The organism is Streptomyces sp. NPDC054770, assembly GCF_053611985.1.
Map to the genome: position 1 here is coordinate 179201 of NZ_JBSHBL010000006.1, position 21740 is coordinate 200940.

Consider the following 21740-nt stretch of genomic DNA (forward strand, 5'->3'; position numbering starts at 1 on the left):
ACCCCGCGCCCCCCGCGGCGCTACCCCCCGGCCGCAGCCCCCCGCCCCGCCGCCCCCGCCCCCCGCGCACGCCTAACCCTGCGGCCCCAACGCCTGGGTCAGCACGGACCGGGGGACGGCCGCCCGGGCGAGCACGGAGAAGAGCACCAGCAGGGGCGGGACCGTGGCACCGGTCAGGACCACGACCAGTCCGAGCCCGGCCGGCGAGCCGACCGTGAGGAGCAGCAGGGTGCCGAGCATCAGCGCACCGCTCGCCATCGGCAGTTGCAGCCGGGGTTCGGTGTGCCACCGGCGCAGCCCGTACAGCCATCCGGCCAGCAGCCCGCTGCAACCGGCGACGGCGAGGACCGGGGTCGCGGCGCCCGGTGCGCCGTGCGCCACGGCGAAGGCGGGCACCGACACCTGCATGGCGCCGAAGAACACCCCGATGGCGAGGTTGAGCCCCATCAGCAGGAGGACCTCGCCGCGCAGCGACCACCGGTCCGCGCGGGTGTGCGCCGGGCCGTCGGCGGCGGGCGGGGGCGCGGTGCCGCGCTGCGCCGCCAGGACCAGCCCGCCGGCCACCGACAGGGAGGTGGCCAGCACCGTGCCGGCCACCGGATGCCCGGCCGCGGCGAGGGCGCTGACCAGCACCGGGCCCAGCAGGTAGCCCGCCTCGTTGCTGACCGACTCCAGGGCGAAGGCGGTGGGCAGTTCCGCCGCCCGGCCGGTGCGCAGCAGCGCCGCCCAGCGGGCCGCGGACATCGCGCCGAGCTGGGGAACACCGGCGCCGGCCAGCGCACCGCCCAGGGCCAGGAGGGGGTCGGGAGCGCCGGCCGCGACCAGCGACACCAGGAGGGCCACCGCGAGGGCGTGGGCGAGCAGGACGGGCGGCAGCACCCGGGTCTGCCCGAACCGGTCCACGAGCCGGGCCACTTGTGGCGCGCCGAGTGCTTCGGCCACCGCGAAACAGCCGCCGACCAGGCCGGCCGAGGTGAAGGTGCCGGTGTGGCCGTGTACGAGCCAGACGATGCCGATGCCGGTCATCGCGATGCCGACGCGTCCGATCGAGGCCGGCAGGAAGAAGGCCGCGGCTCCCGGGGTACGCAGCAGGGCACGGTAGTTCGCCGAGGGCACGGCGAGTCCTGTTCGCTGCCGGCGGGACGGTCCACGTGGGTCGTCGGTGCCCTGATGTACCGACCCGTGGTCTCCGTCCGGAACCGTCCAGTGCTGGCGCGGGGAGGGGACACGCGCCCCGCGCCGACTCCGTCACCGGGCAGAAGTCTTGACGTGTTGTGGGCGGCCATTCTCTTCGCCGGGCCCGGCGTTGTCCACAAGGGGACAGCCCGCCGACAAGGGGACAGCCCGCCGACGGGGGAAGATCGGCGGGCTGTCCTTGGTGTTTCCGCAGTGGCTCTGGTGGGCGCCTTCGTGCTGGGCGCGGTGTTGCCTAGTGGACGGAGTGCTCCTCCAGCGGGAACGTTCCGCCGACGACGTCCTCGGCGTAGGCCCGGGCCGCGTTGCCCATGACCTCGCGCAGGTCCGCGTACTTCTTCACGAACTTCGGGACCCGGCCCGAGGTCAGGCCGAGCATGTCCGTCCAGACCAGCACCTGCGCGTCGGTCTCGGGACCGGCGCCGATGCCGACCGTCGGGATGTGCAGCACCCGGGTCACCTCGGCCGCGAGCTCCGCCGGGACCAGCTCCAGGACGACCGCGAACGCGCCCGCGTCCTGGACCGACTTGGCGTCGCGCAGCAGCTGCTGGGCCGCCTCCTCGCCGCGGCCCTGCACGCGGTAGCCCATCGCGTTGACGGACTGCGGGGTCAGGCCGATGTGCGCCATCACCGGAATGCCGGACTCGACCAGGAGCCGGATCTGTTCGTACGACCTCTCGCCGCCCTCCAGCTTGACCGCGCCCACGCCCGCGTCCTTCACCAGCCGGGTCGCCGAGCGCAGGGCCTGCACGGGGCCCTCCTGGTAGGAGCCGAAGGGGAGGTCGCCGACGATCAGGGCGCGCCGGGTGCCGCGGACCACGGCCGCCGACAGCATCGTCATCTCGTCCAGGGTGACGGGCACCGTCGACTCGTAGCCGAGGTGGCAGTTGCCGGCCGAGTCGCCGACCAGGAGCACCGGGATGCCGGACTCGTCGAAGACAGAAGCGGTCATCGCGTCGTACGCGGTGAGCATGGGCCACTTCTCGCCGCGTTCCTTGGCGAGGGCGATGTCGCGGACCGTGATGCGTCGAGTGCCCTTCCCCCCGTACAGCGCCTTGCTGCCGTCGGAGGGGCTGTTCTGCACAGTCTGGGCAGCCGAAAGCTGCGTCATGACAACGGCTCCTTCAGTCATCTCGAGGCACCCTCACGGTGTCCCCGGATCCCTCCCATGGTGGCACTTCGTGCCGCCCTCGGCCAGAGGCCCCCCATGTGATCCATCGGGCACCGCCCGACGCCCGCCGTCTACCACCCACCGCCCGCCGTCCACCGCCCGCGACCACCGCCGGGCCCCGCCCTGTCGCGATATGTAAATCCCAAGTAAAGGAATTAAGATACGAGACGGTGTCGTATTGAAATGGACCTAATCTCGTCGGCATGACAACACCTGCCGACCACGCTCCGCCCGGCTCGCGCATACCCGAGGCGGTGCACCGGCGCCGCTGGGCCATTCTCGGCGTGCTCATGCTGAGCCTGCTGATCGTGGTGCTCGACAACTCGATCCTGAACGTCGCCGTCAAGACCATCTCCACCCCGGCCCCGGTCGGCCTCGGCGCCACCCAGAGCCAGCTGGAGTGGGCGATCAACGCCTACACCCTCGTCTTCGCCGGCCTGCTCTTCACCTCCGGCCTGGTCGGCGACCGCCTCGGCCGCAAGAAGGTGCTCGTCGGCGGCCTCCTGGTCTTCGGCATCGGCTCCGCCCTCGCCGCCGAGTCCGGCTCCCCGGACCAGCTGATCGCCTTCCGCGCCCTGATGGCCTGCGGCGCCGCCTTCGTGATGCCCGCCACCCTCGCCGTCCTGATGAACGTCTTCGAGCGTCAGGAACAGCCCAAGGCGATCGGCATCTGGGCCGGCGGCGTCGGCCTCGCCATCGCCATCGGCCCGATCACCGGCGGTGTGCTGCTCGACCACTTCTGGTGGGGATCGGTCTTCCTCATCAACGTACCGATCGTGATCATCGCGCTCGCCCTGATGGTCTGGCTGGTGCCCGACTCGCGCGACCCGCGCCCCGGCCGTCTCGACCCGGTCGGAGTGGCCCTGTCCGTCGTGGGCCTGGTCCTCCTCGTCTACGGCATCATCAAGGGCGGCGAACTCGCCGACTTCACCGACGCCAAGGTGCTCGCCACCATCGCCGCGGGCCTCGCCGTGCTCGCCGGCTTCGTGATCTACGAGATGCGCAGCGACCACCCGTCGCTGGACGTCACCTACTTCAAGAACAAGGTCTTCTCGGCCGCCATGGCCGCCGTCGCGCTGGTCTTCTTCGCGCTGATGGGCGTGACCTTCTTCTCCGTCTTCTACACCCAGAGCGTGCGCGGCTACTCGCCGCTGCAGTCCGGTGTGCTGCTGCTCCCGCTGGCCGCCGCCCAGCTGATCTTCGCGCCGCGCGCCCGGCTGCTGGTGGACCGGTTCGGCAACAAGGCCACGACCACCGCGGCTCTGGTGCTGCTCGCGGCGACCCTGGCCGCGTTCGCCAGCTTCGAGGCCGACACGCCGATCTGGATCCTGGAGGTCGTCTTCTTCCTGATGGGCACCGGCATGGCGCACATCATGACGCCGACCTCGGTCGTCATCATGCAGGCCCTGCCCCGCGAGAAGGCCGGTTCCGCCTCCGCGCTCAGCAACACCTTCCGCCAGGTCGGCGGCGCCCTCGGCATCGCCGTGCTCGGCTCGGTGCTGTCGACGTCGTACCGCAACGGCATCGAGGGCAAGCTCGGCGCGCTGCCGCCCGGGCTGCGCGAGACCGCCGGCGAGTCCATCGAGGCCACGCTCGGCGTCGCCTCGAAGCTCGGGGCGCAGGGCAAGGCCCTGGTCACCCCCGCCAACGACGCCTTCCTGCACGCCATGCACACCACCGCCCTGTGCGGCGCGGGCGTCGCGCTGATCGGCGCCGTGGTCGTGGCCTTCTTCCTGCCGGGCAAGCCGCCGGCGGGTCAGCAGGGCGACCGGGAGCAGGAGTTGGTCGTAGCGGCGGAGTGAACGACCGAAGCGGGCCGGCCGGCGCGACGGGCCGGCCGGCACCGGCAGGAATCACGGGGAGACCGCGTGGGCGGCCACCGGGAAGGCTTCGGCTGCGCGAGAATTCCCGTAACCAGCGAGAGGACGGTATGACGTGACGCTTGCCGACAGCGCACCGCGGTCCATGGCTCCGGCCCGGGGCCGTCCCCGCAGCGAGGCGGCGGAGACCGCCATCCTGGAAGGCGTGATGAAGCTCCTGGAGGACGGCGTTCCGCTCGCCGAGCTGTCCATCGAGCGGATCGCCCGGACCGCAGGCGTCGGCAAGGCCACCATCTACCGCCGCTGGAACGGCAAGGACGAGCTCTTCGTCGACGTCATGCGCGCCGCCGAGCCCCCCGACCCCGAACTCCCCGGCACCTCCATGCGCGACGACCTCATCGTCCTGCTGGAGGCGCTGCGGCAGCGCGGACTGATGAACCGTTCGTCGGCGATCCTGCACAACGTCTACGCCCAGATGAAGAGCAGCCCCCGCATCTGGAACGCCTACCACGCCAATGTCATCAACCCCCGGCGCGAACTCGGCAAGGAAGTGCTGCGCCGGGGCCAGCGCAACGGCGAACTCCGCGCCGACATCGACCTCGAACTGGCCAACGACATGTTCACCGGCCCGATGCTGGTCAGGGCCGTCCTGCGCCCGGACGCGGACCTCCCCGAAGGCCTGGCCGAACAGATCGTCGACGAGGTGCTGGCAGGTCTGAGACCCGCCACCTCACCGGAGCCGGAGCCGGAGCCGGAGCGGTAGCCGCAGCCGAAGGGGTAGCCGGAGCCGGTGCTGCGGGCGGGCCGCCCGAGTGTTCGCGTTTCGTCACAGTCCCCGCCGATCCGGCGGCAACCGGAACTCCTCCACGCGGCTTGTTCGTCCTCGTCTTCCGTACGGCCGTCATGTGACGGCGGGAGAGGAGCCGATCATCCCCTAGGGTCGTATTCGGGGGACGACGGTGTGCACGGCAGGTTGTGAGGCAGGCGGTATGGCGCAGCAGGCGTACGTGACGGAGACGGACAACGGCGGCTCGGGACCCGAGCACCGGGGAGACCGGCTCCGACGCCTGGTGAACCGCTTGCTGTCCGGCTGGCGCGACGATCCGCGGATCTGGCGCCGGGGCATCGTCACCGCCGTGGTGGCGCTGCTGCTCGCCGGGGTGATGCTGCTGCACTCCCGCATCCCCAACGCCGTCGGCAACCTCGGCAGTCTGACCGAGACGTTCCTGCCCTGGCTGGGCCTGCTGATCCCGGTACTGCTGCTGGTCGGCATCCTGCGCAGGTCGGCGACGGCGCTGATCGCCGTACTGCTCCCGGGGATCGTCTGGCTGAACCTGTTCGGCGGACTGCTGACCGACAAGCAGAACACCGGCGGCGACTTCATAGTGGCCACCCACAACGTCAACGCCGAAAACCCCGACCCGACCGGTACGGCCGCCCGGCTCGCCTCCTCCGGCGCCGAGGTGCTGGCCCTGGAGGAGCTGACCGCGACGGCCGTGCCGACGTACGAGAAGGCGCTGAAGCCGACGTACAAGTACCACGCGGTCGAGGGCACCGTCGGCCTGTGGAGCAAGTACCGCCTCACCGGGGTGAAGGCCGTCGACATCAAACTGGGCTGGGTACGGGCCATGCGCGCCACGGTCGCCACCCCGGACGGCCCCCTCGCCGTCTACGTGGCCCATCTTCCCTCCGTACGCGTCAAGATGAACGCCGGCTTCACCGCCCGGCAGCGCGACACGAGCGCGGACGCGCTGGGCGAGGCCATCGCCGACGAGACCCTGCCCCGGGTGATCCTCCTCGGTGACCTCAACGGCACGATGAACGACCGTTCCCTGAACGCCGTCACCTCGCAGATGCGCTCCACGCAGGGTGCGGCGGGCAGCGGGTTCGGGTTCAGCTGGCCGGCCGCGTTCCCGATGGCCCGCATCGACCAGATCATGGTCAAGGGCGTGGAGCCGGAGAGCTCCTGGACCCTCCCGCGGACCGGCAGCGACCACCTGCCGATCGCCGCGCGTGTGAACCTGACCACATCGGGAGAGTAAAAACCCCTGGTCGGCGCGGTGCCGTCGCTTTTGTAAGGACAATCGGACGCCGCGCCGTAACCTGGTGGAATACTGGGCCTGGGAGACTTTGTTCCGTAGCTGAACTTAGAACGCACGGAACCCTGCTCCCCGAAAGGCAAAGCCCTTCATGCCTCTGGCCCTGCTCGCTCTGGCCGTCGGCGCTTTTGGTCTCGGCACCACCGAATTCGTGATGATGGGCCTGCTGCCCGACGTCGCCGACGACCTGCACATCTCGATCCCCACCGCCGGCCACCTGGTCTCGGCGTACGCGCTCGGTGTCGTCATCGGCGCCCCGCTCCTGGCCGCGCTCACCGCCCGCTTGCCCCGCCGCACGGTCCTCGTCTCCCTGATGGCCCTGTTCGTGGCTGGCAACGCGCTCTCGGCGCTGGCCCCCGGCTACGACTGGCTGCTGGCCGCCCGCTTCCTCAGCGGCCTCCCGCACGGCGCCTTCTTCGGCGTCGGCGCGGTCGTCGCCACCGGCATGGTCGCGCCGGAGCGCAGGGCCCGCTCGGTCTCCCTGATGTTCATGGGCCTGACCGTCGCCAACATCGCGGGCGTCCCGGTCGCCACCCTCATGGGCCAGCACCTGGGCTGGCGGGCGACCTTCCTGGGCGTGAGCCTGATCGGCGTCGCCGCGATGGCCGCCGTGTTCCTCCTGATCCACCCCACCCGCACCCCGGCCCCCGCCACCGGCCTGCGCGGCGAACTCACCGCCCTGCGCTCCCTCCCCGTCTGGCTGGCCCTCGCCACCACGGTCGTCGGCTTCGGCGCCCTCTTCTCCGCGTACAGCTACATCACGCCGATGCTGACGGGCGCCGCCGGTTACGCCGATTCGAACGTCACCCTGCTCCTCGCCCTCTTCGGCGTCGGTGCCACGATCGGCAACCTGGTCGGCGGCCGCCTCGCCGACCACGCGATGCGCGGCACGCTGTTCGGCGGCCTGGTGTCGATGGTCGCGGTGCTGCTCCTCTTCCCGGTCCTGATGCGCACGGAGTGGAGCGCGGCCCTGGCGGTCGTCCTGCTGGGCGTGGCAGCCTTCATCACCGGCTCCCCGCTCCAGCTGATGGTCATGGAACGCGCGGCCGCGGGCCCCTCCCTGGCCTCCTCCGCCAACCAGGCGGCCTTCAACCTCGCCAACGCCGGCGGCGCCTGGATCGGCGGCGTGGCCCTGGCGGCGGGCTTCGGCGTCACCTCCCCGGCACTGGCGGGCGCGGCCCTGGCCGTCCTGGGCCTGGGCGTCGCGAGCGTGGCGTACGCGGTGGACCGGCGCCGGGAACTCCCGACGGCGGGCGTCCGTGAACGCGTGGTCGCGTCCCACATCCCAGAACCCGCAGCACCGATCCACTCCTGACCGACGGCGCCCCCGACCGGGGGCGCCGCCGCGCTTCACAGACCCGGGCCCAGCGAGGCCAGGTCGAAGGCGTTGCTGATGCTGCTGTAGCCGTCCGCGGTCAGGTTGACGTGGTCGCCGGAGTCGTAGTCCGCCGGGGCCGCGTCGTTGCAGACCCGATCAGCTGACGCACCGACTTGAGAAGCGACGTGCCCCTGCGCTTCGAACATGGCCTTGGAGCTCAAGCCGACCAGAGCCTGTGCGACCGCCTCCTGGACGTCAGCCGAGAGTGGCTTCTCGGTCGGGGAAGAAGTCGGCGCTCTGGACGTACTCCATAGCCTTGGTGAACTCCGGGTCGTCGAGGCGGTGTTCCATTTCCTGCGGGCTCAGGTCCTCCACACGGGTCTGGATCCAGTACAGGTTGCCCAGTGGATCGCGTACCCGCCCGACCCGGTCTCCGAAGAACAGGTGGGTGACCTCGGTGACCGAGATGCCGCCGGCCGCAACGGCCTGACGGTGCACGGCGTCGGCGTCCTCGACGTAAAGGCGGAGGAAGCCAGGAGTCGGCGGCCACTCCGGCCGTGCGTCGAACATCATCACCACCGAGTCGCCGATCCGTACCTCCGCATGCTCGATGGCCCCGTCCTTGCCCGCAAGGCACGCGAGCTCCTCTGCGCCGAAAGCCCTCTTCATGTAGTCGATGAGCTGTACCGTGTCGCGCGAGATGATCCACGGCGTCACGGTGCTGTAGCCCTGGGGAACCGGCTTGACGGACATCTGACTGCCTCCTGGAGTGCGAGTGCCTCAACGCGGTGATGACGCTAGACGCCTTCCAGGTCACTCACTGTCCTAGAAGCTCCAGATGGAAAGGGATCTCGCGAGACGAGCCGGCCAGACATAGGACTTGATCGGCCGGGCCGACTACCGCGAGCGCCACGCGGTCGAGTGCGGTATCAACCGCCTCGAGAGGCACCGCGCCGTCGCCACCAGATACGACAAGCTGGCGGTCCGCTACGAGGCGACCGTCCTCGTCGCTGCCGTCAACGAGTGGTTGTGGCGGACGTCCGTTTCAGGCGCTGAACACGACGTTGTTGCGTAGCTGTTCTGCGCACCACCGGAAGTGCCCGTCGCGGACGTCCAGGCCGAAAAGGTCGTAGGTCGTGAGGGCGTAGGCGGCCTGATAGGTGGAGAGGGTCGCCGGCGCGTAACCGAGCTCATGGGCGAAGAGCCCGGTGAGTTCCGCAGCATGTTCCTCGGCGTGCGGGCCGTACATGTCCCAGACGGCAGCGGTGACGGCGGCCTCGAAGGCCGGGTCGCCCGCGGTCGTGTAGAAGCCGAAGTCGAGCACCGCGAGGGGCCTGCCGACCGCGTCGACGTGGATGTTGGGCGGGACGAGATCGCCGTGGATCGCTGTCACCGGGGCGTCGGGGAGCGAACGCAGTGCCTTCCGCGTGCGTTCGACTCCCGCCTCGAAGTCCGACACGCAAGCAGCCAGGGCAGCACCGTGCCGGGCTGCGGCCCGGGCGACCAGGGCCGCGAGCGCGTCGCGGAAACAGTCGTGGTCCCGCCACAGCGGACGGTCGTCGCCCTGGACGGTCAACCGGCGCATGGCGTCGGTGCCCGGCACGGAGGCCAGACCACGCAGAACGGCAAGTAGCGCGTCGCTGTATTGGGTAGGCAGCTCGCGCTCATAGTTCGCGTGCGCGGAGTCGACCCGCATCGGGGCTCCGGGCAACTCACGTTCGTACGTCACCAGGACGCCCTCGTGGTCCTCAACGTCGAAGATCTCCGGGGTGGAGAACGGCAGCGGGTGCTGCGCGATGTCCGCGTATACCTGGCGGGTGAGATCGAAGTCGGCCGGCGGCCGACCGCTCCACACCTTGGCGGCCCGGCCCTCGCCCAGTCTGTAAACGACGCCCTCCACACCAGCGCCGATACGGCGGACACTCGTGTGCCCGCGGTCGGCGAAGTACGCGAGCCATGGGTCGGGGAGTGAGGCTTCCTCGTTCGGGATGTTCTCCATCCGCGCATTAGAGCAGCAGGGCGGAATCAGGGATTTCCCCATGACGAGTCGAATCCGGGCGTTGATGAACAGACGTGGGGGAACGATCCGGGCCGGTGTTGAGCGCCCAGAGCGCCCTCGGTCTCCGGCTGACCGCGAAGGCCGGCGACCAGACCCTGCCCGTCTACCTGGACATCGGCTCCGTCGGCGGCACGGTGGAGTACCTCGCGACCTTCCTGAGCTCGTACCAGAACGTCTTGCGGCCCGGCCGCATCGAGGCGGCCGGCCGCGGTCCTGGCCGGCCTGGGCCTGGGCGTCGCGAGTGTGGTGTGCGCGGTGGACCGACGGCACCGCTCAGGGAGCGATCTCCTTCCGGAAGCACACCCGGTCCTGCCCCGGACCGTCGTAGTCGGTGTGGACGGACACCCCGTCGATCTCCCTGTCGCCGCTCTCCACGGAGAACCCCATGGCACGGTGGAAGGCGATGGACCCCGTGTTGCCGGGCGAGGTGATCGCGCGGATCTCGGTGCGGCCCTCCTCGGCGGCGTGCCGGGAGAACGCCGTGTAGAGGCGCCGGGCCAGGCCCTGGCCGCGCGACTCCGGGTCCACGCCCACGAAGTGGATGTACGCCTCGGTGCCGTTGTCGGCGGCGTGGAAGCCGATGAGGAAGGCACGGATCTCCGGGCCCTCCTCCAGGACCAGGCTGGTGCCGGCGAAGAACTGCAGGAACAGCCTGGGCAGCAGCAGGGACAGCTCGCGGGCCTGCTCGGGGGTGCGTGAGTCCCCCCACCACCGCTGCACACACCCGACGAGCGTGCCGTGGTCGGAGACAGTGGCCTGACGCAGTGCGGGCATTGAGGTCCTCCGGGTCGCCGTCCGCTACGAGGAGCGGATGAGTGTGCGGGCCTGCTCGATCCACCCCGACACGGCCTGGGCACCGCAACTCTCGGCTACCGACCGGGCCTCGTCGAGGTGGCGGAACGCCGCCGACGGATCGCCGGTCTCGGCCGCGAGGTAGGCCAGCGCCACCAGGCCGGCCGCTTCCCCGGGCCGGAAACCGATCTCGCGGCGCAGGGCCACCGATTCGGTCAGCTTCCCGCGGGCCTCCTCGAAGCGGCCCGCGTCCTTGTCGGCGAAGCCCAGGTGGCGGATCGCATACGACATGGTCATCCGGTCGTCGACGGACGTCGCCAGCGCGTACGACCGCTCGAAGTACGGCCTGCCGGTCGCGCCGTCGCCCTTGACCACCTGATGCCAGCAGCCCACCCAGAACAACGCGTCCGCCTCACCCGACGCGTCCCCCAGCCGCCCGTACAACTCGGCCGCACGCTCGAACAGCACCAGTTCCCTGCCGTCCTCCTCGCGGTCGTTCAGGAAGCGGACGTGCAGTACCTTGCCCCGCGCCATGGAGAGCGGCGCCTCGACCGCGTCCAGCACGTCGTCGGACCGGTCCAGCGCGGACACGTCCCCGCCGAACATCGCCGCTTCGAACAACTCACCCGAACGTTCGATCCAGTCCTGCCCCGGCATACGCCAGCCCCTCCCCGTCGGACGATCACAGCGCCGAGGCTATCTCCGCGTGCCGGGCGGAAGACGGGGATTTTCTGACGGCGCGACGTTCGCGTCCAGAGGATGCCGACGGTCACCTCTCCGGTGTGGCCACGACGGTTTCGAACCTGTCCCGCTTGAGGTAGAGGCCCCAGCAGGCCTCGGCGAGGTCGGCCGGATCGATCGGCTCCGGGAGGACGCTCGGATCCCAGTGTTCGGCGACATACCTGGCCGAGTCGCTCCCGCCGACCATGCCCGCGACCTGGAGCAGGCCCGCGTACACCCCGGTGCCGGTCAGGTCGGTGTGAAGATTGTGCAGGTAGGCGCGCGCAGCTGAGGCCGCGACGGCCATGTTGCCGATCTGGGGGATGGGCGTGCCGGCGGCGACCGGCAGTCCGAACAGCACCGCTCCACGGCCGCGCTCGATCATGCCGGGCAGAAGGTGGCGGACCAGGGTCACCGGGGTGCGGAGCAGGAGGTCGAGAGGGAAGTCGAAGGCTTCGACGTCCGCATCGCGGATCGGGGTCTGCCGGGGGAGCCAGTCCGGTCCGGCGGGCGCGTACTCCAGCACATCGATGGGGCCGAAGCGTGAGGTGATGGCCTCGATGACGCCGGGCAGCGTGCTCCGGTCGGCGAGGTCGACGGCGAAACCGGCTGCCTCGATCCCTTCTTCGGCCAGTTCCTCGGTCAGGGCGTTCAGCCGTGCCGCGGTGCGGGCCACGAGGGCGACCCGGAACCCTTCCCGGCCGAAGCGGCGGGCGACGGAGCGGCCGAGGCCGGGGCCGGCCCCGAACACGGCGATTGTCCTGGGCATTGCAGCGCCTCCACGGGTTAACTTGACGGTGTCGTCATGTTGCTGGAGGTTAGGGATAACATGACGATGTCGTCAAGTTCGTAGAATGGGCGCATGGCCCCACCCACCGACCCGCCACGTCCACCACGCCCGCTGCGCGGCGACGCGCGACGCAACCGCGAACTGCTGCTGGACGCGGCCCGCGCGATGTTCGCCGAGCGGGGCGTCGATGTGGCGATGGCGGATATCGCCCGCCGCGCCGGGGTGAGCAACGGAACGCTCTACAACCGCTTCCCGACCAGGCAGGAGCTGATCGACGCGGTGTTCCTCGACCGCCTGGAGAGGAACGTCGAACTCGCCGAACGGGCGCGGGCCGCCGACGATCCCTGGCAGGGGTTCGTCGACTACGTGACCGGCATCTGCGAGTTGCAGGCCGCCGACCGCGGCTACAACGAAGCGGTCACCCGCGGTCTGACCTCCCCGGCCGCTCAGCGGCTTCAGGCGAGGGCCACGGCCGCGCTCGGCGATGTCTTCACCCGCGCCCAGCAGGCCGGCGCGCTGCGCGCGGACGCGGCCATCGAGGATCTCGCCTTTGTCGTCTGGGGCATCTCGCGGACCGTCGACATGACCGGAGACAGCGCCCCCCGACTCTGGCGCCGGCACCTCGCACTCCTCCTGGACGGCTTCCGCACCGCGGCCGCGCACCCACTCCCGGAGCCGCCACTCGGGGCCGGGCAGGCGCATCAGGCCATGGCGGCGGACTGAGACCCCGGACAGCAACGCGACAACCCTGACCGAGGACGGCTGATCTCGCACCAGACCGTCTTGCGGTCGGAACCCCGGTCCACGCCCCACCGGTGGGCCAGCGCGTCGAGGACGGCCAGGCCGCGGCCCGACTCCTCCGTCTCCGTGGCCGGCAGCAGGGTGGGCGGCGTCCGTGGATCGGGGAGGGAGGCGGCCGGGCTGTCCCTGGAGAAGCTCGTCGCAGGCAGCTTCTACGGCAAGTCCCACCTCAGCGACATCGAGCGTGGTGAGCGCCGGATGCCGTTGGAGCTGGCCCGGCATGTGGACCGGGTGCTGGGGACGGACGGGTACTTCGAGCGGCATTGCGAGGATGTGCGGAGGGCGCGGAGGGGCCCGCATGCGGCGTACTTCGAGAAGGCGCTGGAGGCGGAAAGGCATGCAGAGTCCATCGAGTTGTGGTCCCCCAGCATCTTCCCTGGGCTGCTCCAGACCGCCCCGTACGCACGGGCGTTGGTCTGGTCGGCTCATCCGGCCGCCGTCGACGAGTGGGTGGAGGAGAAGGTGCGGGCCCGTCTCGCCCGCGCCCGGCTGTTCGACGAGGACCACTCTCCCGGAGTACTGGGCGATCCTGCATGAGTCGCTGCTGGTCGATGCGGTCCTGCCTCCGCAGGAGATGGCCGAACAGCTCGACCGGGTGGTGGAGTTGGCCCAGCGCCGCCGGATCGTTCCGCAGATCGTGCTGCGGAAGACCGGGGCGTATCCCCTGATGGCGGCATCCATCATGGTCATGACGTTCCCCGAGGCGCCGCCGCTGGTCTACACGGAGGCGTCCCTGGCCATGATCGAGGCGGCGGCAGGGGAATACCGAAATGGCAAGCAGCCGGATCGACTTGAGTGACGCGCTCTGGTTCAGGAGCAGCTACAGCAACGGTGACGGCGGCGAATGCGTCGAGGTCGCCGCTGACTTCCCCGGCGCCGCCCTCTGGCGCAAGTCGAGCTACAGCAACGGTGACGGTGGCAACTGCGTCGAGGTCGCCCACGGAGTGCCCGGCCTCGTCCCCGTCCGCGACTCGAAAACGGCCCCCCCACGGCCCCACCCTCCTCTTCCCCGGCACCGCCTGGGCCCCCTTCGTGGCCTCCCTCAAGTAGGCGCAGCCCGAAGGGAGCCGTACCCGTTGCGTCAGGCGTGTTCGACGGCCACCCGGGGCCGGTTGTAGGCCGTCCGGCCGTGCTGCACGCCCTGCCAGGCGACGAGCAGGACGATCGCCGCTCCGGAGACCAGCGCGGTGTTCGCGTTGCCCCAGCCGAGCCCGCGGTACTGGGCCCAGTCGGCGAAGGACGCGCCCACCGGGCGGGTGAAGACGTAGGCGAACCAGAACGTGCCGATCGCGACCGCCGGGCTGCGGAACCGCCAGAAGACCGCTCCGGAGAGCAGGATGACACCCGCGAAGGCGAAGCCGGCCTGGAGGTTGTCCATGCCGAGCGAGTCGGTGGCCCAGTCGCCGGCGGCGGTGCCGAGGGCGAAGGTGCAGACGACGGCGAGCCAGTAGAAGGCCTCGCGGCGACGGGTGGTGATGCTGTGGACGGACAGGGTCCGCTCGGTGCCGAACCAGGCCGCGAAGATGACGAGGAGCACCGCCGTGAACAGCGCCGTCGTCAGTGCCGTGGACCAGCCGGTGGCCTGGTGCAGGACATCCGCGCCGACGGTGCCGAAGACGCTGACCGCCACGACGTTGAGCCAGTACGCCCACGGGAGGTACCGGCGGACGGCGAACTGGATGACGAGGGTGACCGCGAGGATCGCGGCGGACACCCCGAGCGGGACCAGCTGGTCGGCGGAGACGCCCGCCTGCCCCGGGCCGCGGCCGGGCCCGTGCGGGCCGCCGGCGCTGCGGAAGACACCGGAGAACCAGTCGCCGCCCGCCTCACCGAAGCCGGTGGTGAGGAGCTTGGTGACCCAGAACAGCGCGGTGGCTTCCGGCACCTTGGCGAGCCCGCGCAGGGCCGCGGACTGAGGATGCGAATTCATGCTCGTCAGGCTTTCGAGCGGCCGTCTCAAACCCCTCTGCTCCGGATGTGATCCGCATGAGATCAAGGTAAGAGGGCCGCTCATGTGGCGTGCGAGGCCACGGCTGCCCGACCGCAGCACAAAGGGGCGCGAGGTCCCTGGAGACCCCACGCCCCTTTGTCGGCCGAGCCGCGCAGCGGATCAGTGCTTGCGGTGCGCCTGTGCCTTGTACGACTCCACGTAGCCGGCCGCCGGCGAGCCGACGCCGGTGACGTCGTCGTAGCCCTTGACCGCGGACAGGGAGCTGTCCTTGCCGAGGCTGCGGACCGAGGTCAGCAGGCCGCCGGTGGCGTCGTAGCCGTTGGCGAAGTCGACGCGGGCGACCGCGAGGTCCTTGCCGGTCGGCTTGTCGGTGACGTCGTGGAAGACGCCCGCCTTGCCGTACTTGGCGTAGATCGACGGGTTGGCGAAGCCGATCGCCTTGCCGCCGGCCGCCTCCTGGGCGAGCGCCTGGACCGCCGCGATGGTCGGCGCGGCCAGCGAGGTGCCGCCGATGCGGTACTCGCTGTACGCCTGGGTGCCGTCCGCCTGGGTCTGCGTCTGGCCGACGAGGAAGCCGGTGTTCGGGTCGGCGATCGCCGAGATGTCCGGGACCACGCGGTTGCCGGAGGCGCTGTTGGCCTTGGCGAGCGAGTCCGGGACGACACCCTTCTGGTAGTAGGGCTCGGACACCGTCTTGCTGGTGCCGCCGCCCGCACCGGAGGTGAACGCACCCGGGAAGTTCGTCCAGCTCTTGCCGTCGGCCGACAGCGTGGCCTTCTCGGTGCCCCAGCCGGTCTCCCACAGGTACTTGTCGCCCTTGCCGACGGCCAGCGAGGTACCGCCGACCGCCGTCACCCAGGCGGAGTTGGCCGGGGTGTCGACCTGCTTCGTCTTGGTGTTGGCGACCTCGTCGCCGTTGTCACCGGAGGAGAAGTAGAAGCCGATGCCCTGCACCGCGCCCAGCTGGAACACCTGGTCGTAGGCGGCCGCGAGGTCCGGGGTCTGGTTGGCCTCGATGTCGCCCCACGAGTTGGAGACGATGTCGGCGAGGTGGTTGTCCACCACCTTGCTGAGCGAGTCCAGCAGATCGTCGTCGTAGCAGGACGCGGCGCCCACGTAGGTGACGTCGGCGTCCGGCGCGACCGCGTGCACGGCCTCGACGTCCAGGGTCTCCTCGCCGTACCAGCCGGCGGCCTGGCACTCGTCGGTCTTGGTGTAGGTGTCCGGCAGCACCTGGTGCAGCTGGCTGGTCTTCCAGGCCGCGTCGCCGTTCTTCTTGGCGTAGGTGCCGGCGTCGAAGGCGATGGTCGGCGAGGCGTACGCGTCGGTGATCGCGACGCGCACGTGCTTGCCGGTGTACTTGCCGGCGCCGTAGGCGGCCCGCAGCTGCTCGCCGGTGTAGCCCTTGATCGCGTACGGGATCTTGCTGCCGTACGCGTCCGGCAGCGTGGACGCGGTCTTCGAGCCGTAGTACGAGGAGAACGGCCCGGCGTTCTTGAACACGGCGTCCGGGGGCGGCAGCGTGTCGTCGTGGGTCGCCGTGTGCGGCGCGTTGTCCAGACCGGTGACGGTGAGGATGGCGCTGCTCACGGCCGCCGGCACCGACGCGGTCTGCGTCGGGGCGCGGTAGGTCTTCGAGCCCTTGGCGTAGTTGTGCAGCTGGGTGCCGAAGGCCTGCTCGACGGCGGACACCTCGCCGGAGACGCCGATGTAGTGCTGGGTGACCTCGGTGACCTTCAGGCCGGACGCGGTCAGCCAGGACTTGACGGCCTTCACCTGGGCCGCGGTGGCGCCGTAGCGGGCCTGGACCTGCTTGGCGGTGAGGTACTTGCCGTAGAGCGGCGAGCTCGGGTCGGACACCGCCTTCGCGTAGGCCGCGAGGCCCTTGGCGTCCTGGCCGGCCAGGTAGACCCGGGCCTTGACCTGGGCGCTGTCGGAGGTGGCGCCCTTGTCCGCCTTGGCCGTGGCCCAGGTGGGCTTGGTGCCCTTCAGGCTGTCACGGGCCGGGCTGTCCGCAGCGTGCGCCGCGGGTATGCCGAGTGCGAGCGCGCCGGCGATCATCGGCAGTGTCGCTGCCATGCTCACGCTGGCCCGCACCTTGGCACGGTTGGATCTCATACTGCCCCCTGCTATGCGGTTCGACGCATGGAGTGGTCGGTCGTCCGTGATCACCAGGCGGCCTGCGGCGGAACGGCCCGTGAATGGATCACACGGTGGACGTCACTCTCTCGATGAACTGTTCATGCCAGAGGAATGAAAGGGTCAAGGAATGCCCAAAGGGGGGGCACTTAGAGGCTTTTGACACATTTTCGACTGCACTTTTGATGTAACGAATCGATTGCGATTGCCTGTTAGCGCTTGCCATGCCGTTAAGTCGACAAATCGCCCAAGTTGCTTGCCTGTTCCTGCCTCCCCGCGCGCCCTCCCGCCCGCGAAGCCCGGCCGGTCAATGTAGAAAATTCCGCACGGAATATCGCCCGACTCGTCGGCGATCCGCTGCCCGAGTTCTCCCGCGCAATTACGCGGCGCACCCTTTCACGGCCGGCTCGGTTCGAGCGAGGTTCTGGTTCGGAATCGGCAAAGGGGCGTGAGGTCCGCCAGGACCCCACGCCCCTTTGTGCTTCAGCCGGTCAGCGACGACGGTACGACTCGACGTAGCCGTTCGCCGGGGTGCCGACGCCGGTGACGTCGTCGTAGCCCTTGACCGCGGACAGGGAGCTGTCCTTGCCGAGGCTGCGGACCGAGGTCAGCAGGCCGCCGGTGGCGTCGTAGCCGTTGGCGAAGTCGACGCGGGCGACCGCGAGGTCCTTGCCGGTCGGCTTGTCGGTGACGTCGTGGAAGACGCCCGCCTTGCCGTACTTGGCGTAGATCGACGGGTTGGCGAAGCCGATCGCCTTGCCGCCGCGCGCCTCCTGGGCGAGGGCCTGGACGGCGGCGATGACCGGCGTGGCCAGCGAGGTGCCGCCGATGCGGTACTCGCTGTACGCCTGGGTGCCGTCCACCTGGGTCTGGGTCTGGCCGACCTTGAATCCGGTGTTGGGGTCGGCGATGGCGGAGATGTCCGGGAGGACGCGGTTGCCGGTGGCGTTGTTGGCCTTGGCGAGCGAGTCGGGGACGACGCCCTTCTGGTAGTAGGGCTCGGACACCGTCTTGCTGGTGCCGCCGCCCGCGCCCGAGGTGAACGCGCCGGGGAAGCCGGTCCAGCTGTTGCCGTCGGCCGACAGCGTGGCCTTCTCGGTGCCCCAGCCGGTCTCCCACAGGTACTTGTCGCCCTTGCCGACGGCCAGCGAGGTACCGCCGACCGCCGTCACCCAGGCGGAGTTGCCCGGAGAAACGACCTGCTTCGTACCGGTGGCGGCGGCGAAGTCGCCGGAGTCGCCGGTGGCGAAGTAGAAGCCGATGCCCTGCACCGCGCCCAGCTGGAACACCTGGTCCAGGGCCGCCGCGTCATCCGTGGTCTCGCCGTCCTCGAGGCCGCCCCAGGAGTTGGAGACGATGTCGGCGAGGTGGTGGTCGACGACCTTGCTGAGCGCGTCCAGCAGGTCGTCGTCGTAGCAGGACGCGGCGCCCACGTACGTCACGTCCGCGGCGGGCGCGACCGCGTGCACGGCCTCGACGTCGAGGCTCTCCTCGCCGTACCAGCTGGAGGCGGCGCAGATGGGGTCGTCGACGTGCGTGTACTCGGAGGGCAGCACCTGGTTCAGCTGGCTGGTCTTCCAGGCCGCGTCGCCGTGGTTCTTGGCGTAGGTGCCGGCGTCGTAGGCGATGGTCGGCGAGGCGTACGCGTCGATGATGGCGACCTTGGCGCCCTTGCCGGTGTACTTGCCGGCGCCGTAGGCGGCCCGCAGCTGCTCGCCGGTGTAGCCCTCGACGGCGTACGGGATCTTCGAGCCGTACGCGTCCGGCAGAGTGGTTGCAGTGTTGGAGCCGTAGTACGAGGAGAACGGCCCGGCGTTCTTGAACACGGTGGCCGGGGCCGGCAGCGTGTCGTCGTGGGTCGCCGTGTGCGGCGCGTTGTCCAGACCGGTGACGGTCAGGACGGCGTCGCTGACGGAGCCCGGCACGGTCGCCGTCGTCGTCGGGGCGCGGTAGGTCTTGGAGCCCTTGGTGTAGTTGTGCAGCTGCGTGCCGAACGCCTTCTCGGCGGCGGACACGTCGCCGGAGACGGCGATGTAGTGCTGGGTCACTTCGGTGACCTTCAGGCCGGCTGCGGTCAGCCAGGACTTGACGGCCTTCACCTGGGCCGCGGTGGCGCCGTAGCGGGCCTGGACCTGCTTGGCGGTGAGGTACTTGCCGTAGAGCGGCGAGCTCGGGTCGGACACCGCCTTCGCGTAGGCCGCGAGGCCCTTGGCGTCCTGGCCGGCCAGGTAGACCCGGGCGTTGAGCTGCGTGCTGTCGGAGGTGGCGCCCTTGTCCGCTTTGGCCGTGGCCCAGGTGGGTTTGGTGCCCTTCAGGCTGTCACGGGCCGGGCTGTCCGCGGCGTGCGCCGCGGGTATGCCGAGTGCGAGCGCGCCGGCGATCATCGGCAGCGTTGCTGCCATGCTCACGCTGGCCCGCACCTTGGCACGGTTCGATTTCATGCTGTCCCTTGCTCTGCGGTTCGTCGCATGGAGTGATCGGGTCGCACGTGATCACCAAGGCCGGCGGAACGGCCCAGGTAATTGATCACGCGGTGGACGTCACTCTCTCCGCGAACTGCTCAAGCCAGGGGAATGAAAGCGTAAAGGGGGCCCAAGTGGGTGTTTATTGGAGCCCTTTGAGTCGGTTTTGGTGGTGCAAGGAATGTTACGGAACTCTGACGGCGCTGCTTAATCGACAAATCCGCCGGGCTGCCCATTAAGTCATTTGTTTTGCCCGTCCGTTCAATTACGTGGTTTCGCGCCCCGTTCTTTCAACATCTGTTTCATCGTGGTGAGTTCCGACTGCTGCGCGTCCACCATGCCCTGGGCGAGGCTCTTCTCCACCGGCACGGTGCACTTGGCCACGCACCCCTCGGCCATGTGGATGCCGCCCTTGTGGTGGTCCGTCATCAGCTGGAGGTAGAAGATCTCGGCCTGCTTGCCGTTCAGCGTCCCCAGCTTCTTCAGCTCGGTGTCGGTCGCCATGCCCGGCATCAGTGAACCGTCCCCGCGCTCGGGCATGTCACCCATGCCCATCCAGGACATCGGCGGCTTCGCCGACACCTTCGGCAGGTCCCACAGGTCCAGCCAGCCCAGCAGCATGCCCCGCTGGTTGGCCTGCGTCTGCGCGATGTCGTAGGCGAGCCGCCGCACTTCCACGTTCTTCGTGCGGTCGCGGACGATGTACGACATCTCCACGGCCTGCTGGTGATGGACCGCCATGTCCCGCGCGAACCCCGCGTCCGCCCCGTCCGCGCTCGGGACGCTCGGCCCGCCACCACCGTCGCCGTCCTCGGCGACCGCGTAGGTGATCGCGCCGGCGGCGACGAGCAGCGCCGCCGCGGTCCCGGCGATCCAACCGATGTGCCGCTTCATGTCACATCGTCCCGCCGGTGCAGGAGGCCCCCGGCTCCGGGGTCTGCTTGCCCTGCACGTACGTCTCGAAGAACTTGCCGACCTTCGGGTCGTTCGCGCTCGTCACGCTCAACTGGTGGCCCCACGCCGAGAGCTCGATCGGGGAGGTCTGGTCCGGGTACGGGCTCATCAGCGAGTACGGCGTCTGCTTCACCTTCGCCGCCAGCGTGTCCACGTCGGACTTCTTCGCCTTGTCGGTGTACGTCACCCAGACCGCGCCGTGCTCCAGGGCGTGCACGGCGTTCTCGTCCTTCACGGCCTTGGTGTAGACGTTGCCGTTGCAGTTGAGCCACACCGGGTTGTGGTTGCCGCCGACCGGCGGGTGCATCGGGTACTTGATGGTCCCGGTGACGTGGGTCCGGGACAGCTTGCCCGTCCAGGTCCGCACACCGTCGCTGCCGGTGACGAAGTGCCCCGAGTCCCCGGAGCCGCCCTTCGCGTCGCTCGCGCTGTCGCTCTTGCCCGACTGCGAGTTCACGAGCACCACTGCGCCGGCCACGAGGCCGGCGACGACCACGACGCTCGCGCCGATCACCAGGATCCGGTTGCGCCGCTCACGCGCCTGCTCGGCACGCCGCATCTCCTCTATGCGTGCCTTGCGCGCTGCGTTGTTGCTCTTCTTCGCGGTAGCCATGGGCCGTGTCCTTCTTGGGGGAAAGGCGACGTGGAGGATGGGGCCCGCTGATCGTAATGGGGGAGCTGGGGCGAGACGTAGGCAGGGCACAGGAAAGATCTGTAAAGACCCGCGATTCGACAGGAAACCGATAATTTGAATGGCGGATGCGTATTACATACGCTGGCCGGTATGCGGCTGCTGCGCTCCACCGACCTGGCTCTACGCCTCCTGATGCGGCTCGCCGTCGCGGACGGGTCCAGCCCCACGACCCGGGAGGTCGCGGCGGACATGGACGTGCCGTACACGCACGCCGCGAAGGTGGTCGCCGAACTCCAGCACCTCGGGCTTGTCGACGCCCGGCGCGGCCGGGGCGGCGGGCTCACGCTGACGGAGAGCGGCCGTACCGCTTCGGTGGGGGCGCTGGTGCGTGCCTTCGAGGGCGACGGGGACGTCGTCGACTGCGAGGGGGCGACGCCCTGCCCGCTGAACTCCGGGTGCCGCCTGCGGAGCGCGCTGCGCCGGGCCCAGGAGGCGTTCTTCGCTTCGCTGGACCCGGTGACGGTGTCGGACATCGTGGCGGAGCCGACGGGGGCGTTGCTGCTCGGTATTTCCAAGGGGCCGGGGGTGGCTTAGCGCGACAGGGCCCCGCGCCCCTGGCAAGTGCTCTCGGTCGGCCGGGGGGTGGGGAGGGGGCCACCGTCGCCGCCGGCCTGCCCTTCTTCCGCTACCACCCGGACCCCGTGGCCAGTGGGTCCGTCCGTCCGTCCGCCCGGCCGCCGGGACGCGGCCGCCTTCGTGGGGAAGTCGGGTACACCGGGTCGGCGGCGCATCCCGCTGGGGTCGGGCGCCTCCAAGCCTGCCTCCTGCACCGGTTG

Annotated in this window: 19 protein-coding genes and 3 pseudogenes; 9 read left to right on the top strand and 13 right to left on the bottom strand. The window is 70.1% G+C overall.

The window, feature by feature from the left end:
* Positions 1-72: 72 nt before the first annotated feature.
* Positions 73-1116, bottom strand: coding sequence for an MFS transporter (locus ACWGKQ_RS08735; protein WP_453291156.1), 1044 nt, complete (start codon positions 1114-1116; stop codon positions 73-75).
* A 313-nt stretch (positions 1117-1429) separates the two neighbouring features.
* Positions 1430-2305: a 3-methyl-2-oxobutanoate hydroxymethyltransferase gene (panB, locus tag ACWGKQ_RS08740; protein ID WP_453291157.1), complete on the bottom strand. Its 876-nt coding sequence runs from the start codon at positions 2303-2305 to the stop codon at positions 1430-1432.
* Positions 2306-2568: 263 nt separating this feature from the next.
* Here panB and ACWGKQ_RS08745 point away from each other — a divergent pair, with 263 nt between their 5' ends.
* The 4 genes from ACWGKQ_RS08745 to ACWGKQ_RS08760 all read left to right on the top strand — a co-directional run bounded on the left by ACWGKQ_RS08745 (position 2569) and on the right by ACWGKQ_RS08760 (position 7599).
* Positions 2569-4167, top strand: a complete 1599-nt coding sequence (locus tag ACWGKQ_RS08745; RefSeq protein ID WP_453291158.1) for an MFS transporter — start codon at positions 2569-2571, stop codon at positions 4165-4167.
* A gap of 133 nt (positions 4168-4300) precedes the next feature.
* The gene (locus ACWGKQ_RS08750; protein WP_453291159.1) at positions 4301-4948 is read left to right on the top strand and encodes a TetR/AcrR family transcriptional regulator; all 648 of its coding nucleotides are present in this window, start codon (positions 4301-4303) and stop codon (positions 4946-4948) included.
* 226 nt (positions 4949-5174) lie between these two features.
* Positions 5175-6227 carry an endonuclease/exonuclease/phosphatase family protein gene (locus ACWGKQ_RS08755; protein ID WP_453291160.1) on the top strand — a complete coding sequence of 351 codons (1053 nt, stop codon included), beginning with the start codon at positions 5175-5177 and terminating at the stop codon, positions 6225-6227.
* Positions 6228-6375: 148 nt separating this feature from the next.
* Entirely contained in the window at positions 6376-7599 is a 1224-nt protein-coding gene (locus ACWGKQ_RS08760; RefSeq protein ID WP_453291161.1) for an MFS transporter, read from the top strand.
* 35 nt (positions 7600-7634) lie between these two features.
* Here the strand turns inward: ACWGKQ_RS08760 and ACWGKQ_RS08765 are convergent, their stop codons facing one another.
* Positions 7635-7808 (bottom strand): hypothetical protein, encoded by a 174-nt coding sequence (locus tag ACWGKQ_RS08765; RefSeq protein WP_453291162.1) that lies wholly within the window; start codon positions 7806-7808, stop codon positions 7635-7637.
* 49 nt (positions 7809-7857) lie between these two features.
* The gene (locus ACWGKQ_RS08770; protein WP_453291163.1) at positions 7858-8355 is read right to left on the bottom strand and encodes a VOC family protein; all 498 of its coding nucleotides are present in this window, start codon (positions 8353-8355) and stop codon (positions 7858-7860) included.
* A gap of 139 nt (positions 8356-8494) precedes the next feature.
* Here ACWGKQ_RS08770 and ACWGKQ_RS08775 point away from each other — a divergent pair.
* Positions 8495-8677 (top strand): annotated as a pseudogene (locus ACWGKQ_RS08775) (hypothetical protein); the annotation flags it as partial.
* On the opposite strand, the gene ACWGKQ_RS08780 reads toward ACWGKQ_RS08775, so the two are convergent.
* From ACWGKQ_RS08780 to ACWGKQ_RS08795, 4 genes are all read right to left on the bottom strand, one after another.
* Entirely contained in the window at positions 8648-9601 is a 954-nt protein-coding gene (locus ACWGKQ_RS08780) for a phosphotransferase family protein (protein ID WP_453291164.1), read from the bottom strand. The pseudogene ACWGKQ_RS08775 and the gene ACWGKQ_RS08780 sit on opposite strands and share 30 nt — an antisense overlap.
* A 333-nt stretch (positions 9602-9934) precedes the next feature.
* Positions 9935-10435, bottom strand: coding sequence for an N-acetyltransferase family protein (locus ACWGKQ_RS08785; RefSeq protein ID WP_453291165.1), 501 nt, complete (start codon positions 10433-10435; stop codon positions 9935-9937).
* Positions 10436-10459: 24 nt separating this feature from the next.
* Complete coding sequence (locus ACWGKQ_RS08790; RefSeq protein WP_453291166.1) at positions 10460-11110, bottom strand: tetratricopeptide repeat protein; 651 nt, start codon at positions 11108-11110, stop codon at positions 10460-10462.
* 112 nt (positions 11111-11222) lie between these two features.
* Positions 11223-11942, bottom strand: a complete 720-nt coding sequence (locus tag ACWGKQ_RS08795; protein ID WP_453291167.1) for an SDR family NAD(P)-dependent oxidoreductase — start codon at positions 11940-11942, stop codon at positions 11223-11225.
* A gap of 93 nt (positions 11943-12035) precedes the next feature.
* On the opposite strand from ACWGKQ_RS08795, the gene ACWGKQ_RS08800 reads away from it, so the two are divergent.
* The 3 genes and pseudogenes from ACWGKQ_RS08800 to ACWGKQ_RS08810 all read left to right on the top strand — a co-directional run bounded on the left by ACWGKQ_RS08800 (position 12036) and on the right by ACWGKQ_RS08810 (position 13814).
* Positions 12036-12686, top strand: a complete 651-nt coding sequence (locus tag ACWGKQ_RS08800) for a TetR/AcrR family transcriptional regulator (RefSeq protein WP_453291168.1) — start codon at positions 12036-12038, stop codon at positions 12684-12686.
* 144 nt (positions 12687-12830) lie between these two features.
* A pseudogene (locus ACWGKQ_RS08805) lies at positions 12831-13563 on the top strand (helix-turn-helix domain-containing protein).
* Positions 13535-13814, top strand: a pseudogene (locus tag ACWGKQ_RS08810) (DUF397 domain-containing protein). The pseudogenes ACWGKQ_RS08805 and ACWGKQ_RS08810 overlap by 29 nt, the downstream one beginning before the upstream one ends.
* Before the next feature lie 31 nt (positions 13815-13845).
* Here the strand turns inward: ACWGKQ_RS08810 and ACWGKQ_RS08815 are convergent.
* From ACWGKQ_RS08815 to ACWGKQ_RS08835, 5 genes are all read right to left on the bottom strand, one after another.
* Positions 13846-14694, bottom strand: coding sequence for a COG4705 family protein (locus ACWGKQ_RS08815; protein ID WP_453291169.1), 849 nt, complete (start codon positions 14692-14694; stop codon positions 13846-13848).
* Positions 14695-14874: 180 nt separating this feature from the next.
* Positions 14875-16833 (bottom strand): S53 family peptidase, encoded by a 1959-nt coding sequence (locus ACWGKQ_RS08820; RefSeq protein WP_453291170.1) that lies wholly within the window; start codon positions 16831-16833, stop codon positions 14875-14877.
* Positions 16834-17345: 512 nt separating this feature from the next.
* Positions 17346-19295, bottom strand: a complete 1950-nt coding sequence (locus ACWGKQ_RS08825; RefSeq protein ID WP_453291171.1) for a S53 family peptidase — start codon at positions 19293-19295, stop codon at positions 17346-17348.
* A 282-nt stretch (positions 19296-19577) separates the two neighbouring features.
* On the bottom strand, positions 19578-20210 hold the full coding sequence (locus tag ACWGKQ_RS08830) for a DUF305 domain-containing protein (protein WP_453291172.1): 633 nt from the start codon (positions 20208-20210) through the stop codon (positions 19578-19580).
* Position 20211: 1 nt separating this feature from the next.
* A complete protein-coding gene (locus ACWGKQ_RS08835; RefSeq protein ID WP_453291173.1) occupies positions 20212-20883 on the bottom strand; it encodes a DUF3105 domain-containing protein in 672 nt (223 codons plus the stop codon).
* 171 nt (positions 20884-21054) lie between these two features.
* Between ACWGKQ_RS08835 and ACWGKQ_RS08840 the strand changes: the two genes are divergently transcribed.
* On the top strand, positions 21055-21498 hold the full coding sequence (locus ACWGKQ_RS08840; protein ID WP_453291174.1) for an Rrf2 family transcriptional regulator: 444 nt from the start codon (positions 21055-21057) through the stop codon (positions 21496-21498).
* The last annotated feature ends 242 nt before the right edge of the window (positions 21499-21740 follow it).

Excerpts from the sequence above, each read along its gene's own strand:
- ACWGKQ_RS08765 (WP_453291162.1), bottom strand. The coding sequence starts at position 7,808 with ATGTTCGAAGCGCAGGGGCACGTCGCTTCTCAAGTCGGTGCGTCAGCT.
- ACWGKQ_RS08745 (WP_453291158.1), top strand. The coding sequence starts at position 2,569 with ATGACAACACCTGCCGACCACGCTCCGCCCGGCTCGCGCATACCCGAG.
- ACWGKQ_RS08835 (WP_453291173.1), bottom strand. The coding sequence starts at position 20,883 with ATGGCTACCGCGAAGAAGAGCAACAACGCAGCGCGCAAGGCACGCATA.
- ACWGKQ_RS08795 (WP_453291167.1), bottom strand. The coding sequence starts at position 11,942 with ATGCCCAGGACAATCGCCGTGTTCGGGGCCGGCCCCGGCCTCGGCCGC.
- ACWGKQ_RS08790 (WP_453291166.1), bottom strand. The coding sequence starts at position 11,110 with ATGCCGGGGCAGGACTGGATCGAACGTTCGGGTGAGTTGTTCGAAGCG.
- ACWGKQ_RS08770 (WP_453291163.1), bottom strand. The coding sequence starts at position 8,355 with ATGTCCGTCAAGCCGGTTCCCCAGGGCTACAGCACCGTGACGCCGTGG.
- ACWGKQ_RS08800 (WP_453291168.1), top strand. The coding sequence starts at position 12,036 with ATGGCCCCACCCACCGACCCGCCACGTCCACCACGCCCGCTGCGCGGC.
- ACWGKQ_RS08760 (WP_453291161.1), top strand. The coding sequence starts at position 6,376 with ATGCCTCTGGCCCTGCTCGCTCTGGCCGTCGGCGCTTTTGGTCTCGGC.
- ACWGKQ_RS08755 (WP_453291160.1), top strand. The coding sequence starts at position 5,175 with ATGGCGCAGCAGGCGTACGTGACGGAGACGGACAACGGCGGCTCGGGA.
- ACWGKQ_RS08830 (WP_453291172.1), bottom strand. The coding sequence starts at position 20,210 with ATGAAGCGGCACATCGGTTGGATCGCCGGGACCGCGGCGGCGCTGCTC.
- ACWGKQ_RS08820 (WP_453291170.1), bottom strand. The coding sequence starts at position 16,833 with ATGAGATCCAACCGTGCCAAGGTGCGGGCCAGCGTGAGCATGGCAGCG.
- ACWGKQ_RS08840 (WP_453291174.1), top strand. The coding sequence starts at position 21,055 with ATGCGGCTGCTGCGCTCCACCGACCTGGCTCTACGCCTCCTGATGCGG.
- ACWGKQ_RS08785 (WP_453291165.1), bottom strand. The coding sequence starts at position 10,435 with ATGCCCGCACTGCGTCAGGCCACTGTCTCCGACCACGGCACGCTCGTC.
- ACWGKQ_RS08825 (WP_453291171.1), bottom strand. The coding sequence starts at position 19,295 with ATGAAATCGAACCGTGCCAAGGTGCGGGCCAGCGTGAGCATGGCAGCA.
- ACWGKQ_RS08815 (WP_453291169.1), bottom strand. The coding sequence starts at position 14,694 with ATGAATTCGCATCCTCAGTCCGCGGCCCTGCGCGGGCTCGCCAAGGTG.
- ACWGKQ_RS08780 (WP_453291164.1), bottom strand. The coding sequence starts at position 9,601 with ATGGAGAACATCCCGAACGAGGAAGCCTCACTCCCCGACCCATGGCTC.
- panB (WP_453291157.1), bottom strand. The coding sequence starts at position 2,305 with ATGACGCAGCTTTCGGCTGCCCAGACTGTGCAGAACAGCCCCTCCGAC.